Below are 20177 nucleotides of genomic sequence, written 5' to 3' on the forward strand. Positions count from 1 at the left end.
CCCGCCTGCGCGGGGCGACGGTTTCACCAGTTCATCTTCTTCTTGATGAACGCTGTCAGGATCTCGGCATTGTCGCGCTGGTGCTTCAGGCGCGGATGCTGTCCGTAGCCGGTGAACGGAAAGAACACGGTATCGATGCGCTGGTCGCCGCCCTTGCGCATGTCTTCCACCGCCGACTTGATATAGCCCGGCCACTGCGACCCCGGCTTCGTCGCATCCATGCTGCCCAGCGCGCACACGATGTAGGCCTTCGGGTATAGCTGGCGAATGCGCTTGACGAACGTTTCGTACGCGGCGATGCGGCCCGCGTCGTCCGGTTCCGGCTGCAGCTGGTGCCGGTCGCCGATCAGCCAGCGGTCGTTCTGCAGCAGGTTGACGACGACGACGTCCGGCGTCCAGTGCGCGAAATCCCAGCGCGTGTCGTTGTTGCCGACGGCGCTCAGCTGGTCGTAGAAGTCCGGCATCGTGAACGGGAACCAGCTGATCATCACGCCGATGCCGCTCTGCGACGTCTGGTGCAGTTCCGCGTTCAGGGCGCGCGCCGTGATGCCCGCGTACGACAGGTAGCTGTTCTTGTCGCGGACAACGTCGTCGCGGCCGTTCATCGGCGCTTCGTCGCCCATGCCGCTCGTGATGGAATCGCCGAAGAATTCGATGCGGCGCTTGGGACGCGCGGGCGGCGCCAGCATCTGGCCGCCGTCCGCCAGTTCGAGGCCGCGGAACACGGTCGCGCCCTCCTCGCCTTCCGTGCGCTTGGTGATCAGGAAGCTGTGCTTGCCCGGAGCGAGACCCGCGATCACGTCATACTTCTTCGAACCCTGGGCCGCTTCGATGATCAGCGGGCTCGCCGTGTCGCCGTCGATGAAGACGTTGAAGTAGTTCTTGCCCTTCTCGTCGTCCAGCGTGACGGACAGCGAGGTGCCCGTGAAGTTGCCGGCGATGGCCGTGTTCGGCCACGTGATGACGGGAGCGTCCGGCTGGGCGAAGTCGATGCGGCCCGTGTACAGGAGGTGCTTGTCGCTGGGCGCCACGGCCACGGCCGCGCAGGCGAGGCCGGCATGCAGCAGCGCGGCCAGCACGAAAGTCTTGGTCAGTCGTTTCATTGGGGAGCTTTCAGGAATGCGGGCAGCTCGTCGAGGGTGATCACGTCGGGGTGGTGATACACCTTCGTCTTGTGCGCCGCGTTGTTGTAATAATCGCCGGTCCAGAAATTGTCCTTGTCCGACGTGCCGGCGGGCGCGCGGCCGTCGTTCCACGTCAGGAACCACAGCCAGCGCGCGCCGTCGCGCCGCATGTGGTCGGGATCGGGAATGTAGCTGTTCTCGGTCATGGCCACGGGTTTCGTCACGGGGCCGATGGCGGCCATGCGGCGGTAGGTGTCGATCTGCGACCCGTACGTCTTGCGGTCGCGCTCATCGTACACGTCGTAACCGGCGATGTCGACGACGTCGTCGCCCGGATACCAGCCCGCGTCCTGGCCATTCCAAACCCAGATCAGGTTGTGCAGGCCATGCTCGCGCACGAGCCGATCGAACATGTGGCGGTACAGCAGTTTGTAGGCCTCGGCGTTCGACACGCCGTCCGCTCGCTTGCGCCCCCACCAGAACCAGCCGTCGCCGTTGCTGCCCGACGCTTCGTGCAACGGCCGCCACAGCACCGTCACGCCGGCCGCCTGCAGCCTGCCGAGTTCCACGGCCACGCGGTCGATGTCGGCATCGATCTGCCGGCCGGCCTGGCTGAACACGTCCAGGCGGCCGTCACGCACGGGGATCGTGAACGCCGTGTTCTTGCGCGCATCCGGCTCGCGCGCATAGAAGTTGCCCTGCGTGCCTGCCGGCGCGGACGGATCGCGCCAGTGCCAGCAGAACGTCACGAGGCCGCCGCGCCGCGCCCAGGCGATCGCTTCATCGACCTGGTGCGATCCATCGCCCTTCTGCCACGTGTTCATGAAGTCGAAGCCCATCAGCGCGGGATACTTGCCGGTGTCGTCGAACACGCGCCGCGCCATGTCGACGCTGTCGTTCCACGTCAGGTCCTGCTGGCCGGCGATGGTCTGCCGGCCCCAGGTCTGCACGAGCCACGTGTATTCGGCACGCGTGCGGGCATCCGCCTGCGCATCGACCGGCGTCGCGCGCGGGGATGCCGGGCGCGGCACCGCCGCGCCGCTCGGACCGGCCAGCGCGAGCATCAGCGCAAACGGAAGTCCCCGCTTCACAGCTTCACGGTGACCGGCTTGCCGTCATACGTCACGGTCTTGTCGGCCGCATCCATGTCCGCGCTCGTCGCGACGCCGGCACGCAGCACGCGCACCTTGATCTGGCGGGTCTGCGGCATGCCCTTGTACTGGCCGCTGCGGGCGCCGATCGTGACGGTCCCCGTCTTGTCGTCGTAGCTGAACGGGATGCGGCTGAACTCACCGCGCTCGTACGCATTGGTGACGCCGTCGTCCTCGTACAGGCTCGCCTGGCCGTTGGCGCCGGCATACACCTGCAGCACGATCGGCGCGTCCGGCTTCTCGTCGACATACTGCATGACCGGACCGGTCGGGATCACGGCGCCCGTGCGCACGAACACGGGGATGCGGTTCAGCGGGGCATCCACCTTCGCGCTGGTGCCGCCCGCGTAGCGCTTGCCGGTGTCGAAGTCGTACCAGTCCGCGCCCGCCGGGAAGTAGACGGTGCGCTCGCGCGCGCCGTACGACGTCACCGGCGCCACCATCAGCGCGTGGCCGAACAGGTACTGGTCCTTGATGTCCTTGACCTTGTCGTCCTGCGGGAAGTCCATCACGAGGCCGCGCATCATCGTGCCGTTGGCGTAGTGCGTGTCGGCCGCCAGCGAGTAAATGTACGGCATCAGGCGGTAGCGCAGCTTCAGGTAGCCCACCATCGAATCGCGCATCGCGTCGTCGCCGGCCGCGATGTTGTAGATCTCGCGCTTCACGACTTCGCCGTGCGAGCGGAACAGCGGCGAGAACGCGCCGAACTGGAACCAGCGCAGGTTCAGCTCGCGCCATTCCTTCATGTCTTCCGGTTTGGCCTGGCCGCCCGTGGTGGTGCGGTTTTCCTGCGCGGAGCCCACGTCGCCGTACTGGAATCTGTTTTCCTGCGCATAGCCGCCGATGTCGTGCGTCCAGTTCGGGATGCCGGACATCGAGAAGTTCACGCCCGATGCGATCTGGTCGTACAGGTTGTTCCAGCGGCCCGCCGTGTCGCCGCTCCACACGGCGACCGAGTTGCGCTGGATGCCGGCGAAGCCCGAACGCGACAGGATGAACTGGCGCTTGTCCGGCTGGTCGCGGCGCAGGCCTTCGACCATGCCGCCCGAGTGCACGAGGCTGTACGGGTTGAACGTGATCTCGCCCGGACCGTAGACGGTCGGCCCGATCAGCTTCTTGAAGTCTTCCAGGCGCGAATTCGACAGCACGTCAGGTTCGGTGTTGTCCATCCACCAGGCGTCGAAGCCCTTGGCCACCAGTTTGTCCTTCATCTGGCGATAGTAGATGTCGCGCGCTTCCTGCGTGTACGGGTCGTAGTGGCTGTTCTTGTAGCCCTTGCCCACCCAGTCCAGCGCGCCGTCCTCGACGTTCTTCGTCCACATATGGCCCTTCGCCGCCAGTTCCTTGTAGTTGTCGGTATTGGCGTAGAACTTGCCCCAGATGGAGATCATGATGTGCGCGTGCTGCTTGTGCACTGCGTCGACCATGCCCTTCGGATCCGGAAAGCGGACCTTGTCGAAGTCGTGCGAACCCCAGCCGTCTTCCGGCCAGTAGAACCAGTCCTGCACGATGTTATCCAGCGGCCAGCCGCGCTTGCGGTATTCGGACACCGTGTCCAGCAACTGCTGCTGCGTCTCGTAGCGCTGGCGCGACTGCCAGAAGCCGTACGCCCATTTCGGCATCATCGGCTGCTGGCCCGTCAGCGTGCGGTAGCCGCCGATGACGTTGTCCATGCTGTCGCCGCTGATCACATAGTAGTTCACGGCCTCGGCGATCTCCGACGACATCGTCAGCGAATGGCGCTCCGGTGCCGGCAGCGGATCGTTGTGCGTCATCGCGATCATGCCGCCCGACGGCTTCCATTCCAGGTGCAGCTTGACGGGTTTGTTCGCCGCGAACTTCACCTCGAAGTTGTGGTACCACGGATTCCAGCCCTGGCGCCACACATCCATGACCTGCTTGCCGTCGACGGTGAGCGTCGCGTAATCCGATGCGTACAGCTGCATCTTGTGCACGCCCGCTTTCGGGCTGGCCATCGCGCCGTCCCACACGACTTTCACGTCCTTGCCGCCCAGCGCCTTCATCGACGGGAGTTCCTTCGGCCAGAACTCCTCGACATCCTTCAGGAACTGGTAGGCGATGTCCTTCTCTTGCCGGGTCAGCGCGAGCTTGCCGTCGATGTAGTAGCGCGCCGTCAGGCCGCCCGGCTTGCCCTGCTCGTCCGTCAGCTTCAGGTCGCGCGACAGCCAGGCATACGGCTTCGAATCGCCGAAGCGCGTGATCGAGTTCTGGTCCCACAGCAGGCCGTAGTTCCTGTCCGAGACGACGAACGGCACCGACGCGATCATGTTGTGCTGCTGCAGCAGCACGTCCTCGCCGTTGTAGTTCATCTGCGCGTTCTGGTGCTGGCCCAGGCCGTAGAACGCGTCCTTCGTGCCGTAGTTGAAGCCTTCCTTGATCGCGAGGTAGGGCTTGCCGCCGACCTGGATCGGCGTGATGGTTTCCGCCGCCTGGGTCAGGAACGCCTTGCCGGCAGCGTCGAAGAAACGCACCTGGCCATCCTTCAGCGACACCTGCGCCGAGATCCTTTGTGCCTTCAGCGTCACGGCATCCTTGCCGTCGGCGACGGTGAACGCGCAGCTGTTGCACGGTTTGGCGACCGTCATCAGCGACGGCGTGAGCTGCTTGCCTTCCTGGTCCAGCTTGACGACGTGGACGATGTTATCGGCCATCAGCTCGAGGCGCACGAGCTTCGCCGGGCCGGTGTCCGGGCGCACGTCGATGCCGGCGGCGGTTTTCTGGACGGTGCCCGCGAGGGCGTGGCCGCCTGCGGCCAGCAGCAGCGCGGCGGCTGCGATTCGCGTTAATTGCATGATTGTCTCCTAGAGTAAAGCGACGCCGCTAACTCCGTCATTCCCGCGCACGCGGGAATCCATACTGAATCGGCTGAAGACGCGCAGCATGGGTTCCCGCTTTCGCGGGAACGACGACGATTTTGCACCGCCGCGAGGGTTTGTTTGTTTTAGTACGACCCCATCTTCACCTTCAACACCGTCGGCACGGCCGGCAGGTTCAGGCCATAGTCGGTCTGGTCCCCATTCCAGTTCCGTTCCATGACCCATTTGCCGTCGGCGTCGAACCGGCCCTCTTCCACCCGCGCGTAACCCGTGGGCTTGCCGGCATTCGGGCCGGTGCCGGACAACTTCACGCGGATCTGCTGGCCCACGATCACGAATTCGTCCGGGCCGATCTGCGCGATCGCGGCGCCGCCGGACGGCTGGTCCGTGCCTTCGGCGTATTCGTTCTTGTCCTTCAAATATTCGCGCTCGCCGAACTGGAATTCGCGGAACGACAGGTGCGCGTTCCAGCCGTTCATGGCCACGGTCTGCGGCTTGCGGTCGTCGCCTTCCGCGACGCCGTACGTGCGGCCTTCGTACGCCCACTTGGCCCACACGCGCTGCATAGTCGCGAATACGTCGTAGACTTTCGCGAACGGCTCGATCATGCGCTTGTCCGTGTACTTCGAGCCGAGCGGGTAGTTGCTGTACATGGCGTAGTCGAAGCCGAACGGCGCGACGCCCAATGCGCCCTTGCCGATGATCTGGTAGACGTAGCGCGCATAGCCGGCCGCGTTGCCCATCTCCGGCACCATCAGCGGATTGTCCGGACGCTGGAACAGCTGGAGCGTGGCGCTCACGTTGCTGGACTCCGGCATGTAGATGTCCGGGCCGGCGAAATCGATGTGCGGCGCGGCCGCTTTATAGATGCCGATGACGTCGTACGTCGGGCCGCCGGAGGCGAAGTCCGCCTTCCACGGCGGCGCGGGCTTGTCCAGCACCGGCGCGCGCAGCGCGTTGTTCACGTACATCGGCAGGTCGTACACGGCGCGGCCGGCCTTGGCGATGTCTTCGATGTAGCTGGCGATGGCCCACGTATGGAAATACTGGTCGGCGTAGTCGCCGTACACGTCGCTCCACGAGCCCTGCTTCGCACGTCCCGCCGGCGGCGGCTGGTGCGCGAGGACGGCGGCCGGCACCGGCTGCTGGAACGCGGCCTGGGCGCGCGCCGCGTAGTCGCGCGCGACGCCATAGGTGCCCACTTCGTTCTCGACCTGCACCATGATCACGGTGCGCTTGTCCGAGTCGATCTTTTTAATATGCTCCATCAGCGCGACGAAGGCTTTCTTGTCGGCGGCCAGCGTGGCTTCGCCGAACGGCGACAGGCAGTAGCTCGTCTTGCCGTCCTTGTCGATCATGCGCGGGAAGCGCTTGTTGTCGAACTTGACCCATTCCGGCGCGTACGCCGGGCCGGTATTCTTCCAGGTGCCGAACCACAGCAGCACGAGGCGCGTCTTGTGCTCGCGTGCCTGTTGCACGAGCTTGTCGACGTAGCTGAAGTCGAACGCCCCTTCCTTCGGCTCGATCTGTTCCCACGCGACGGGAATCTCCAGCGTGTTCGCATGCACGTCCTTCATGGCGGCCCAGACCTTCGGCAGCGCGGCCGGGTAGTTGCTGGAATTGTGGGCCTGGCCACCGAGGATCAGGAACGGGGCGCCATCGACCATCAGGGCGTAGCGGCCGTCCTTGCCCACGATGCGGGGCAGTTCGGACGCGGCGTACGCGGCGTGGCAGGTGGCGGCGGCGAGCAGGCCGGCGGCCAGCAGGCGGAAGGACTTGGTTTTCATATGCGAACGGGTCTCCTTCGGTCGCAGGGTTGTAAAAACGGGCGGCCTGTCAGGCCACCCGTCCATGATGCGCTTAGAACGAATAGCGCAGCGAAGCCGTGTAGCGGCGGCCGGACACGAAGACCGCGCGGGTCATCATGCCGATCGACTGCTGCATCAGCTGTCGGTACTTCGAGTTGGTCAGGTTCTGCGCTTCCACGCCGAGCGACAGCTGCTCGTTGATATTGTAGAAGAACGAACCATCCAGTTGGCCGTAGCTGTCCGACCACGTCGGCAGCGCCCACGCGACCGTCTGCGTGGCGCCGGTGGCCGGGTCGACGCGGCGGCCGTCCGTGCCGTTGGTGCCGTTGACGTTCACGTTCTGCAGTGCCTTCGAACGCCATGCCCATGCGAGGCGCGCCGAGACCTTGCCCTTGTCGTACAACAGGGCCAGGTTGTAGGCGTTCTTCGACAGGTTCTGCAGCGGCAGGTTGCCGAAGGTGGCGCCGTTGGTGTCGCAGCCGTTCTGGTTCAGGTTCAGGTTATCCGCGCCGTTCGAGCTGCCCGTGCAGAACGCCGAGTTGACCGGATGGTACAGGTCTTCCTTGCTGTCCACGTAGGTGTAGTTCGCCTGGACGCCGAAGCCCGACATCCAGCCCGGCAGCTTGTCGAAATACTGCTGGTACGCGATCTCCATGCCGCGCGCATGGCCGCGCGCGCCGTTGACCGGGCCCGTGACCGTGAACGTGTACGGCGTGCCCGTCACGCCCGCGACGTCGTAGCCGTAGGACTGGTTGATGATGATGTCCTTCAGCTGCTTGTTGAAGACGGCGACCGTCAGCGAGCCGGCCGGTGCGAAATACCATTCCGCCGACAGGTCGACCTGGCGCGACTGCACCGGACGAAGCTTCGGATTGCCGGTGCCCGTGCCCGTCAGGCCGACGTTGTTCACGGTGACGACGTTGCCGGTCGTGGTCTGGTCGACGTTTTCCGACAAGGTCGTGTAGCTCTGCAGCTGCGAGTAATCCGGCTTCGAGATGCCCATCGCGGCCGCGAAGCGGAACTGCAGCTTGTCGGTCGCCTTCATGCGCAGGTTCAGGCTCGGCAGCACGTTGTGGTAGTGGTTGTCGAAGTCCTGGCGCGTCGAGAATGCCGCGATATTCGGGATTTCCGGACCGATCACCGTCGTGCCCTCTGCCGGCTGCGTGATGTTCGGATTGAACACCGTGTAGCCGTGCGCCTTCAGCAGCGTCTGCACGTAGCGCACGCCGATGTTGCCGTCGATCGGGTACTTCAGGTCGTCGAAGCCGAAGCGCAGCTGCGTGTAGAAAGCGCCGGTGCGCTCGGACAGGTCGTTGGTGCCGGCCGGGTCGGTGCCGAACGTCGCGGGCGACCACGGCGTGCACGGGTTGCTCGTGCCGTTCGCCTGGTTCGCCTGCTGGCACAGGATGTCGTGGTAGCTGTGCAGCGTGGCATAGCTGCCCGGGTAGCCCGTGGCCAGCGCCACGTTCGGGAACACGAGGGACGGAACCGGGGTGTTATTGTTGAAGAAGTTCGTGAACTGGTGGACCTGCGTCTGGTTCGAGAAGCGCGGATCGCTCAGGTACGCGAGCTGGCCGCCCGTGTCCGACTGCCACGGCTGCGTGATCGCGGCCCAGTTGTAGCTCGGGTTCGAGTTCGTCGTCGTCGAATCGGCCTTCGTCAGGCGCACGCCGAAGCGCACGTCGCGCAGGACCGGATGGTCGAACGTGTACTTCGCATCGGTCTTCCACGCCCATTCGCCGGCATGGCTGTCGTCGAAGTGCTCCTGCGTGAACGCCCAGTAGTAATTGGCCGGGTTGGCCAGGTAGGCGGTCTGGACGTCGTCGAACGTCAGCCTCGGCACGGAGCCGGACAGGTCCACGTTCTCGTACGGCATCTTGACGGCCGTGGCGACGGTCGAGTCGAAGCTGTTGCTCGTCGCGCGCACGCGCTGCACGTCGGTGTCGATCTGCCAGTCGCTGTTCGGACGCCACATCAGGTGCCACGAGATGTCGGTCGTCTGCGACTTGCGGTTGGCGGCACGGGTGTCGGCGCCGAAATCGATGCCCTTGTCGGTGGCGTCGGTCAGGGTGCCGGTCAGCAGCTGGCCGTTGGCGCCGTAGGTGCCGTTCGTGACGCCGATGTTGTACGGGCTCGCCGACGAGAAGATCGCCTGCTCGTCCCACTGCATGCGGTACTTCGACTTGAAGTACGTGAGCGACGACTGCAGGTTTGCGTCCCGCTTCCATTGCAGCGCACCGTAGAGGCCCTGGCGCTTGCGGTCGAAGTTCAGCGTGCGGTATTGCGAGCCTTTCGGCACCCACACGTTCTGGCCGGCGACGACGTCGCTGCGCTGGTAATACGGTTCGACCTGGAACGCGTCGGTACGCGTGCCGCTCTCCGAATACGCGTAGTCGACCAGGGCGCCGATCTCGCCGAAGCCCGTCTTCCAGCGGTCCGAGAACATGAAGGAGCCGGACGGCTGGCGCTTGCCCTTCTTCAGCTCCGAATACGTGTCCTGCAGCGACGCGGCCATCTTGCGGCCCTTGAAGTCGAACGGCATCGCGGTGCGCAGGTTCACGAGGCCGCCGATGGCGCCTTCGATCTGTTCCGCCGACGGGTTCTTGTAGATGTCGATGCCGGCCATCAGCTCGGGCGGGACGTCTTCGAAGTTGAGCGAACGGCCGCCGTTGGCCGAGAACGAATCGCGGCCGTTCAGTTCCGAACGCGTGTACGACAGGCCGCGGATCGTGACGCCCGAGCCTTCCACCGAGTAGTGTTCCGGGTCGCCCTTCGACATCGTGCGGTCGATGGTGACGCCGACCACGCGCTGCAGCACTTCCGTGATCGAACGGTCCGGCAGCTTGCCGATGTCGTCCGCGACGATCGAATCGACCATCTCGTCGGCATCGCGCTTGAGCGCCTGCGCCGAATCCAGCGCGGCGCGCTGGCCCGTCACGACGACGACATTGCTTGCCGTCGGCGCCCCGGGCCCCGTCTGCGCGGCCGCCATGCCGCTGGCCAGCAACGCGACATGCGTCACGGCCACGGCAATGGCTGTTTTCTTGAATTGATACATCTACATCTCCTTTGGCTGACAACAGGGCCCATCGAATGACGGCGCCCACTCACTGCAAAGAGACGACCTCTCAGGGTCTGCCTCTGAACTCCTCAAAACCGTGCCGCGTCCAGCCGCAGGCTTTCGCCCGGACGCAGTGTCACCGCGACGGTGCGCGCGCCATAGCGCACGGTCGCGGCACCGCTGCCTGCTACGCGGCGCACGACGGCATCGACGAGACGGCCGCGCGTCCAGCGCATGTCCACCTCGAATCCGCCGCGCGCACGCAGGCCTTTCACTTCACCCTCCGGCCACGCCGCAGGCAGCGCGGGCAGCAGCTCGATCGCGCCGGCCTGCGACTGCAGCAGCATCTCCGCGATGCCGGCCGTCGCGCCGAAGTTGCCGTCGATCTGGAACGGCGGGTGCGCATCCAGCAGGTTCGGATACGTGCCGCCGGCATTCAGTTGCTCCGAGCCGGCGCTGGCCTGCTGGGCCGCGCGCGCGCCGGGGCTGGCCAGCACGCCGCGCAGCATCCTGTAGGCGTGGTCGCCGTCGTACAGGCGCGCCCAGAACGCCATCTTCCACGCCATCGACCAGCCGGTGCCCGCATCGCCGCGCGCTTCCAGCGTGCGCTTCGCGGCCGCGGCCAGCGCCGGCGTGCGCGCGGGACTGATCTCGCGCCCTGGGAACAGCGCGAACAGGTGCGACACGTGGCGGTGCGTGTCGCCCGGCGTGTCGAGCACCGGGTCCTTCTTCTCGTCGAGCCACTCGAGCAGCTGGCCCCAGCTGCCGACCTTCGGCGCCGCGAGCCGGTCGCGCATGCGCGCGAGCCTGTCGCGCAGGGGCCTGTCGACGCCGAGGACGTCCGCCGCTTCCACCGTGTTGTTGAACAGGTCCCAGACGATCTCCTGGTCGTACGTGACGCCGTCCTCGATGGGGCCGTGCTCCGGCGACCAGCCCTGCGGCGCGACGAGGCGGCCGTCCGGCAGTTCCTTCAGGTAGTCCTGCCAGAACGCGCTCGCTTCCTTCATCATCGGGTACGCGACCTCGCGCAGGAACGCTTTGTCCTGCGTGAACGCGTAGTGTTCCCAGAAGTGCTGGGCATACCAGGCGTTCCCCGTCTTGTTCCAGGTGTAGCTCATGCCGCCGAACGGGTTCGACTCCGTGCGCAGGGTCCAGCCGCGCACCGGCCGCATCTTCCCTTCCTTATCCGTGGTCTTGAATTCCGCCGCCGTCGCCCGGCGCCACACCGGCGCGACACTCGTCACGAAGCCGAAGAACGGCCTGGCCATCTCGGACAGGTTCGTCACCTCGGCCGGCCAGTAATTCATCTGGACGTTGATGTTCGTGTGGTAGTCCGAGCGCCACGGCGGCGTGAGGCTGTTGTTCCACAGGCCCTGCAGGTTCGCCGGGAGCGAACCGCGCGAGCTGGACGCCAGCAGGTAGCGGCCGTACTGGAAGTACTGCGCTTCCAGTTCCGGGTCGTTGCCGTCCTTCGTGTAGGCCAGCACGCGCGCGTCCGTCGGCAGCGCCTTGCGGTCCGCCGCGGTCGCGCCCAGGTCCAGCTGCACACGGCCCAGCAGGCTCGCGACGTCGCGCTCATGCTCCGCACGCAGCTGGTCGACGGGACGCGTGGCCGCCTGCGCGACCTGCGCCGTCACGCGCGCCAGCGGATGTTCGCCGCGGAAGCGCTTTGCCGCGTCCGCGACATAACTCGTGCCCGCGCCGACGATCACGGTCAGCGCATCGCAACCCGTGAACACGATGCGGCCGTTCTCGACGGCCGCCTTGCCGCCCTCGTTCACGACGCGCACCTGGCTCGCGTAGTCCAGCGTGTTCGTCGTCGGCGCCTCGTTCGGCAGCGTCCAGCCGGCCAGCGTGCCCGTCGCGTACAGGGTGTCCTTGCTGGAAGCGAGATGCGCGCCATGGCGGTCCGACAGCGCGATCGATCCCGTGTACTGGCCCGGCTTGTCGGCCGTCAGGCGCAGGATCATCACCTGCGCCGGATGGCTGGCCCATGCCTCGCGCCGGAAGCGCACGCCGCCGTGCGTGTACGTGACGACGTGGACGGCGCGCGCGATGTCGAGGGTGCGCCGGTAGTCTTGCGCATCCCTGTCGTGCCCGGGGAGGTCGACGACGACGTCGCCGAACGGCTGATACGTCCCCGTCTCCTTCGCGTCGCCCGACCACAAGGTGATGTCGTTGAACTGCAGGTGTTCCCGCGCGAGCCCGCCGAACACCATCGCGCCGATGCGGCCGTTGCCGATGGGGAGCGCTTCCTTTTCCCAGCCCTGGTCGTTGTCCTGGGCCGGGCGGTCGTAGCGCAGCACCAGGTCGGGTGCGGCCAGCGCGGTGGACACGGCGCCGGCCAGCGCCAGTGCGATCATCATCTGATGAAATCGATTACAAATCAAGGCCATAAAAATCGCTGTCGAAAAGCGTTGTTCAGTTGGCGGCGGGTTTGCCGTAGACGATGCCGCGGCCGGCAGTGCTCATGTAGACGACGCCGTAGCGGTTCATGTCGCCCACGATGAACTGGCCGTCGCCCGGTCCGCCGTACTGGTGGGCGTCGTCGTTGATGCGGGTCCAGGTGACGCCGCCGTCGATGGAACGGTGGATGCCGCGCACGCCCTTCACGTCGCCCCAGATGTAGACCGCGGGGTAGTCATGGCCCGGCGCCGCCTTGCCGAAGCCGACCGCGCCGCAATAGCGCACCGCATCCAGTGCGGCGAAGTGGGCGCCGCCGTCGACGGAGCGTACGAGACCGCCGTTCTTCAGCGCGACCCACACGTCGCCGCCCCTTCCCGGCGCCGTGCGCACGAGACGCGACCCGCCCGCGGGCAGGCGCGCGCGGGGCGCGAACGAGGCGCCGCCGTCGGTGCTGGCGAGGAGCGCCGTGTCGTCGTATGCGTAGAACGTCTTTGCATCGAGCGGATCGCCCACCGGCCGCAGATTGGCCTTCGCGAGGCCCGCGACGGCAGTCCACGTGGCGCCGCCATCGGCCGAGCGCCAGACCTCTTTCGCCTTTTCGGGGGCGTGCAGGATCACGGCGCCGTCGGCCGACACGGCGACCTGTCCGCGCCTGCCCTTGATGGCCGCGGTCTTCGTCCACGTGGCGCCGCCGTCGTGCGTGACGAGCATGCTGTCGCCCACGCGCACCATCATGCGCGGGTCCCTGGGAGCGTAGGCGAGGCCCGTCGTCGTGCCGATCTGCGGATCGTGGATGCGGCCGTGGCGCGACGGATCGTCGTGCAGGTAGCCGTCGATGTCGCCGATGGCGGAAACCAGCGGGCCGCCGGGAATGCTGGCGAAGCCCAGCGGGACCGTCTCTTCCAGGCCGTCGACCGTGAACGTCCACGTCGTGGGCGACGCATCGATGTTCGCGGTGCGGAACACGCCGTTGCCGGACGTGACCCAGACGGCGTGCGTGTCGGCCGGGTCGAACTCGACGGAGCCGGCCCAGTGGATCGAGTGGCCTTTCAGCCAGGGCACGCCGGCCGCGTCGCGCGCGAAACCGCGGCCGATCACGTCGGTCCACGAGGCGCCGCCGTCGTTCGACAGGAAGATGCGGTCGCCCTTCGCGTCGCCCTGCGGCAGGAACGTGTTGATGGTCGACGCGACGAGGCGCTGCGGATTCTTCGGATCGACGCTGATGCCTGCGAACGGCCGTGTCCAGCCGGCGGGCGTGATGTTCGTCCAGGCGCCGCTCGCGATCGCGTACTTCCACACCTGCCCGCGGTCCATCGGCTCGCGCCCGCTGCGGTCCGGGTGCGGGCCGGCGCCGTTCGCGAACGTGACGAGGAGGTTCCCTGCCCCGTCGAGGATCGCGCGCTGGGGCATCAGGTCGACGGGCGCGCCGGCCACGGGTTCGAACGTCGCGCCGGCGTCGTCGCTGCGGTACAGGTTCGGGCCGACCGCGCCGAAGCGCGACACGCCGACGAACACGCGGCGCGCCTGGCCGTCCTTCACGCTGGCGGGATCCGGCACGACGACGGTCAGGCCCACGTCGTTCGGCGTGGACGTCACCGGCAGCGCCGGCACGCGCGCCCACGTGCGGCCCGCGTCGACACTCTTGAACAGGCCGTCGCGGCGCGTGCCGACGTAGAGCGATTTGCTGTTGCCCGGATCGACGGCGAGGCGCTCGCCATCCTGGCGGCCCATGCCGTTCCCGTGCGTCTTGAACTGGCTGGAGACGTCGACGATGGAGAAGGTCTTGCCCGCATCCGTCGAATGCAGGATCGCGGTGCGGCCGCCGTTCAGGTAGGCGATGCCGGCGAGCAGCCAGATGTTGTCGGCGTCGCGCGGGTCGATGGCCAACGCGTCGATGCCGAGGTACCCGGTCTGGTCTTCCGCCACCCAGTCGAGCAGCGGCGTCCAGCGGCGTGCGCGCGGATCCCAGCGATAGGCGCCGCCCACGTCGGTACGCGCGTATGCGACACCCGGCGCGGCGCGGCTGGGCACGACGGCCGTGACGAAGCCGCCGCCGCCGATGGCCACGCTGTCCCACACGTACGGCTCCTGCTGCTGCGCCGCCACGGGCCCGGCCAGCAGGCTCAGCGCTAACGTTACCATAGCGGCCAGCTTCATCGACTTCATCACACCGTCTCCATCATGCGTACATACACCTGTTTAGCCCTTGTAGACACGGAAGCTGTGCGGCGGAATCACCACCTCGCTCACCGTGTCGCGGCTTGCGCCCGGCACCGTCTCGGCCGCCGGACGCGCCTTGCCGTCCACCGCGTGCTTCACGACCTTCACCGTCGTCGGCGTATCGCGGAACGACTGGATGACGTAGGCGCCGTTTTCGTAAGTGAACAGGCTCACGCCGGCCGGCGCCTCGATGCGGACGGGCGTGTCGGCCATCAGGTAGGTCTTCACGCTGTTCATCACGCCTGGCGGCATACTATACAGGTCGCCGATATTGCTGGGAATGGACAGGATGTAGAGAACGCCCTTCGAATACCGGTTCATCAGCAGCACCGGGAAACCGCGCGCGCCGGCGACGCCGCGGATGATGGGCCACGCGTCGTTCGTGAAATAGTGCAGCTCGGGGAACAGCACGTCGCGCGGCGCCACCTTCGGATCGTCGCGCAGCGATTCGCCGTTGCCCGCGCCATAGCCGTTGTAGTAGTCGTTCAGCAGCACCTGGTTCCCCGTCGCGTAGACTTCGACGAGGTCCTGGAAGCCGCGGTCCTTGCGCTTCGGATCCTGCGTCGCCTTCACGAAGCCGGACGTCACGAACACCGCCTTCCCCGCTTCCAGCTGGCGTTTCACCTTGTCGAGGATGTCCGGATCGGCCGCCGATGCCTGCGTGAGCAGGATCGTCTGCGCATCCTGCGGGAAGCGCGCGGTCAGCGCGATCGGGATGCCGACATTGCCCAGGTAGTTGGGCAGGAAGTCTTCCGCCGACGACGAGTTGGCCGGGCGATAGGTCGGGATCCCGGTGGGCTTGCCCAGCTGGTCCAGCACCGCGTCGATCTGTTTCAGGGCGGCGCCGGCGGCGAGGCCCCAGCCCGGCGGCACCGCCGCGTCCGGATTCGCGGCCTTCCAGTCGGCCACGATGCGGTCCCAATTGAACGAGGTGTCTTGCCCGGCCCACGGACGCGCGCCCGCTTCGGCCGGCGTGTCCTGCGCGGCAGGGTGCCAGTTGAACAGGGTGATCTCGGGCGCCTTCGCGAGCATCGTGTCCCACAACTGTTCCGCATAGCGGTCGACGTAGCGGATCGAATACGTGTCGACCCAGCCGCCGCCATTCTTCCCGTCCTTACGGAGGGTCTCGTAGTAGCGGATGATGTTGTACGACTCGTATTGCTGCAGCAGCTGGTCGGTGATGACCGGGTCGCGTGTCTCGGTGCCCGCGTAGATCCCGTCGAACATCTCGGGCTGCTGCGCGAGGTCGAAGCCCAGGCCCTCGAAATGCTCGTACCAGTTCGGGTACTTGATGACGATCTTGACGTTCTTGTTGACGGCGCGCGCCGGATCGATGATCAGGTCCTTCGATACCTTGCGCATGGTGGCGAGGCGGTAGTCCGTCCACGTGCGCTTGCCCTTCGCTTTGATATCGGCGTCCGACTTCGACGTGTAGAACGTGAAGTCGTCGAGGATCACGTGGTCGAAATGGCGCGCCATCAGTGCCATCGCGCGCTTGCACGTGTCGCGGTCCCTGGACGATTCGTAATCGAAGGTCATGAACTGGCCGTTGAATCCGCCCGCGGCCAGCGTGACGCCGCCCGCCACCTCGATGCCCTTGGCCTGGAACTGGCGCTTCACGGCCTCGATCTCGGCGTCGCTGGCGAAGTGGTTGTCGCGGTAGCCCTCGATGTAGACCTTGTCGAACGGGACCTGGCTCATGGCACGCGCGAACTGGTGCTCGAAGACCTGCGGGTCGACGAGGCTTTGCGTGACGTTCACCGGGATGTAGATCGCCGTCTTGAAATGCTTGTAGTGCCCGGCGGCCTGCGCGGGGATGGGCGCCAGCATGGCATTGCCGGCGACAGCAAGGAAGGCCAGCGCGGCGGCGGTCTGGCGGGCGAGCGAGTTACGCATGTGTCTCCGGAATTATTTTTATAGTGCTAATGACCGGTATCCTAAGCCAAGGAATGTTGGATGCGCAAGCCAAATGTTCGCGCTAACACGTCAATATACTGTTAGCCGCCTTGTTTAGCATGTTTAGTTGCTAATGTCTGCAACACCACGAGACGGTGTCAAAAGGTAGCGCTCCCAAGACACACATGTTGTATTTCTCACACGCACGATAAGATTTTTTTGGCAGTTATGAAATCGATTGCGTATAACATCGATTTGGTGAACTTACTGCCGAGGTCAGTTGCGACACGCAAACACGTGCGTTCTCTGAACAAGGCGGTTTTCACTCGGAACACAGGGCCGTGCCCGCTTCCTGCCCAGCGCTCTCCCGGCTGGCCGGTACACGGCGGCGCGGTCCTGGCAACGGTTCGTTTGCTGACCATGTCGGAAAAAAGACACGTTGCGTTGTCACAAAACTGACAACTGAGTAGCAAATAATAAAAATTTTATGGTAGCGTATAACAGTCAGTGTTAGGTCTCACATTCACACTGTCTTTGTTAGAGCTTGTTATAACAACACTACCTGATCATCGGGGGAGATAATGAGGAATTTCCAGAAGACCGCGATTGCGGCAGCGGTTGCGCACGTAGCCGTTCTTTCCAGCGCCGCAGCATGGGCACAGACCAGCGCCGACACCACGGCAAACCCAGCCCCTACCGTCGTCCACATCAGCGGCCAGCGCGCGGCACTGCAGTCGGCGCAACAACTCAAGAAGAACGCCGACGAAGTCGTCGATTCGATCGTCGCCGAAGACATCGGCAAGCTGCCGGACCGTTCGGTCACCGAGGTGCTGCAGCGTATCGCCGGCGTCACCATCGACCGCAACATGGCCGGCGACCCGAACCGCCAGTCCGTCGAAGGCTCGGGCGTCTCCGTCCGCGGCCTGACGTACGTGCGTTCGGAAGTCAACGGCCGCGACGCGTTCTCGGCCGGCGGCGGCCGCTCGCTCGGCTTCGCCGACGTGGCACCGGAGCTGATGGCCGGCGTCGACGTCTACAAGAACCCGTCCGCGGAACAGGTCGAAGGCGCCGTCGCGGGTCTCGTGAACCTGCGTACGGCCATGCCGTTCGACTACAAGGGCTTCAAGGGCACCTTGGGCGTGTCGGAATCGTATTCCACGCTGCGCAAGGGCGCGCCGTCCCCGACCGGCACCATCCTGCTGTCGAACCGCTGGAAGTCGGACACGTTCGGCGAATTCGGCGCCCTGGTCGACTTCGCCCATGCGAAGAGCCCGACCCGTTCCGACGGCGTCGGCGTCGACCCCTACTTCCCGCACGTGAACTCGACCGATCCGGCCAAGTACGACCGCTCCAAGACCCAGTGGATCCCGCTGGGCGTCGGCTACCGTTCGCAGGACTTCGAGCGTACCCGCCGCGGCGACTACGCCGCCTTCCAGTGGCGCCCGAACCGCGACTTCACGGCCGCCCTCACCTACTTCAAGACGAAGTACAAGGAAGACCTGGACGAGCACGTCGTCACGTCGTCCGAGGACAAGTGGTACCAGCAGGTCGCGAGTAAGGATTCGGTCTTCGACAGCAACGGCGTGTTCCAGAGCGGTACGATCTCGAACCCGACCTACGGCGGCTCGCCGTTCAACAGCTCGCAACGCATCAACACGCGTGAATCGAGCACCCGCGACACGTCGCTGAACCTGCAATGGCGCGTGACGCCGGACCTGACCTGGACCAACGACTTCCAGCACGTCCATTCGACGACCGAAGGCTTCGACGCCGACGTGTCGACCGGCTTCATCATGCCGAACCAGCAGATGGACATGCGCGGCAACGTCCCGCAGATCACGCTGGGTTCGCCGGCCTACATGGCCGATCCGAACAACTACTACTGGGCCTACACCCAGGAAGCGCTGGACCACGCCACGGCCACCCAGAAGGCGTGGAAGACCGACTTCAAGTACGCGTTCGACCATCCGGTGCTGCGCGACGTCCGCTTCGGCTTCCGCATGGCCAACCGCGACGGCGAGAACCACAAGGCCCAGAAGTTCTACAACTGGCAGGCCATCACGTTCCCGTGGATGGAAGGCTGGCAGATCCCGCACGTCGCCCGCCTGGGTGACCCGCGCTTCGCCGGCGGCGCCTCGCTGCAGAAGATCGACAACTTCTTCGACGGCAAGTACAACATTCCGCCGATGCTGTTCGCCAACGAGTCGGTGGTGCGCGGCTTCCCGGACGAATGGTCCAAGATCCACGCCTACCACGACGTGCTGTGCAAGGAACAGGGTTCGACCTGTGACCCGTGGAAGGCTGCGACCTTCAACGACCCGGCCGCGACCAACACGCAGAGCGAGAAGACCCGCGCCGCCTACACGCAGCTGCGCTTCGGCTTCGACGACCTGAAGTATCCGATCGACGGTAACATCGGCATCCGCTACGTGAAGACGACCGGCGCCGGCAGCGGCTACGTCGCCTACAGCCCGGCCGGCGTCACCATCCCGACCGACGCTCCCGTCACCGGCGTGGACACGCTCATCTACATCAAGCCGTTCGCGGAAGCCCAGTCGTACAACAACTCGTACCACAACTGGCTGCCGAGCCTGAACCTGCGCCTGAAGTACAGCGACGAGCTGCAGTTCCGCTTCGCCGTCGCCAAGGCGATGGCCCGTCCGGACTTCAACCAGCTGCAGGTGCAGACCACGCTGAACTCGGCGCCGAACCAGACGACGATCCGCGATTCGTCGGGCAAGACGACCAATGTCATCTTCAACGGCACCACGCTGACCGGTACCAGCGACGGCAACGCGATGCTGAAGCCGACCACGTCGACCAACGTCGACCTGACCGCGGAATGGTATTTCGCGAAAGCCGGCTCGCTGACCTTCTCGGCCTTCAACAAGGACCTGAAGGACATCATCATCACCCAGGACTACTCGTACAAGGCGACCGACGTCAACGGCAAGCCGCAGACGTTCGTGGTCACGGGTCCGGTCAACGGCGCCAAGGGCTACGCCCGCGGCTTCGAGATCGCGCACCAGCAGTACTACGACTTCGTGCCCGACTGGCTGAAAGGCATCGGTACGCAGGCCAGCTGGACGTACGTCTCGAGCGAGCGCACGCTGAACAAGCCTGTGTTCAACGCCTGGTGCTCGGGTAACGACGCGTCGTCGAACTACAACCTGTCGATCAACGGTTGCGATACCGACGGTCGTGCATTCGGCAAGACCCCGCTGCAGGGCCTGTCGCGTCACACGATCAACTTCGCGGTCATGTACGAGCAGCACGGCCTGTCGATGCGCCTCGCCTACAACTGGCGTTCGCGTTACCTGCTGGGCGTGAACCAGTGGGGCAGCCGCGGCAACAACGGCCTGAACACGAACCCGGCCGCCGATCCGGCGAAGTACCTGATCCCGACGACGAACAACGACCAGGCGTTCGGCCTGCCGCTGTACCAGGCACCGTACGGCCAGCTGGACGGCTCGATCTTCTACGACTTCACGGACAAGTTCCGCGTCGGCCTGGAAGCCACGAACCTGACCAACTCGTACACGCGCCAGATCATGGAGCAGCACGCCGGCAGCTTCACCCGCCAGGTCTTCATGAGCGGTCCGCGCTACACGCTGCTGGCACAGTACTCGTTCTGATCCAACGGGAATCCGCATGATTCGATACAATCGCTGATC

The 20177-nt window shown here is 65.5% G+C and carries 9 protein-coding genes; 1 reads left to right on the top strand and 8 read right to left on the bottom strand.

The features are described from left to right. Positions 1 to 23 precede the first annotated feature (23 nt). The 8 genes from ASD28_RS22125 to ASD28_RS22160 all read right to left on the bottom strand — a co-directional run bounded on the left by ASD28_RS22125 (position 24) and on the right by ASD28_RS22160 (position 16503). The gene (locus ASD28_RS22125) at positions 24 to 1103 is read right to left on the bottom strand and encodes an SGNH/GDSL hydrolase family protein (RefSeq protein WP_082577051.1); all 1080 of its coding nucleotides are present in this window, start codon (positions 1101 to 1103) and stop codon (positions 24 to 26) included. Further along, on the bottom strand, positions 1100 to 2215 hold the full coding sequence (locus ASD28_RS22130) for a glycosyl hydrolase (RefSeq protein WP_229411945.1): 1116 nt from the start codon (positions 2213 to 2215) through the stop codon (positions 1100 to 1102). The genes ASD28_RS22125 and ASD28_RS22130 overlap by 4 nt, the downstream gene beginning before the upstream one ends. Further along, entirely contained in the window at positions 2212 to 5088 is a 2877-nt protein-coding gene (locus ASD28_RS22135) for a TIM-barrel domain-containing protein (protein ID WP_056133393.1), read from the bottom strand. Before ASD28_RS22135 ends, ASD28_RS22130 begins: the two co-directional genes overlap by 4 nt. Before the next feature lie 149 nt (positions 5089 to 5237). Then, positions 5238 to 6899 carry a DUF5597 domain-containing protein gene (locus tag ASD28_RS22140; RefSeq protein WP_056133401.1) on the bottom strand — a complete coding sequence of 554 codons (1662 nt, stop codon included), beginning with the start codon at positions 6897 to 6899 and terminating at the stop codon, positions 5238 to 5240. Between the two features lie 73 nt (positions 6900 to 6972). Next, the gene (locus ASD28_RS22145) at positions 6973 to 9978 is read right to left on the bottom strand and encodes a TonB-dependent receptor (RefSeq protein WP_056133403.1); all 3006 of its coding nucleotides are present in this window, start codon (positions 9976 to 9978) and stop codon (positions 6973 to 6975) included. 92 nt (positions 9979 to 10070) lie between these two features. Then, on the bottom strand, positions 10071 to 12347 hold the full coding sequence (locus ASD28_RS22150) for a glycoside hydrolase N-terminal domain-containing protein (RefSeq protein ID WP_056133407.1): 2277 nt from the start codon (positions 12345 to 12347) through the stop codon (positions 10071 to 10073). Positions 12348 to 12402: 55 nt separating this feature from the next. After that, entirely contained in the window at positions 12403 to 14553 is a 2151-nt protein-coding gene (locus ASD28_RS22155; RefSeq protein WP_056133410.1) for a hypothetical protein, read from the bottom strand. A 33-nt stretch (positions 14554 to 14586) separates the two neighbouring features. Then, positions 14587 to 16503 carry a hypothetical protein gene (locus tag ASD28_RS22160; protein ID WP_056133413.1) on the bottom strand — a complete coding sequence of 639 codons (1917 nt, stop codon included), beginning with the start codon at positions 16501 to 16503 and terminating at the stop codon, positions 14587 to 14589. A 581-nt stretch (positions 16504 to 17084) separates the two neighbouring features. Between ASD28_RS22160 and ASD28_RS22165 the strand changes: the two genes are divergently transcribed. Then, positions 17085 to 20138 (top strand): TonB-dependent receptor, encoded by a 3054-nt coding sequence (locus ASD28_RS22165; RefSeq protein WP_056133414.1) that lies wholly within the window; start codon positions 17085 to 17087, stop codon positions 20136 to 20138. Positions 20139 to 20177: the final 39 nt, after the last annotated feature.

It is taken from the genome of Massilia sp. Root133 (assembly GCF_001426525.1).
Classification (GTDB): Bacteria; Pseudomonadota; Gammaproteobacteria; order Burkholderiales; family Burkholderiaceae_D; genus Telluria; species Telluria orientalis.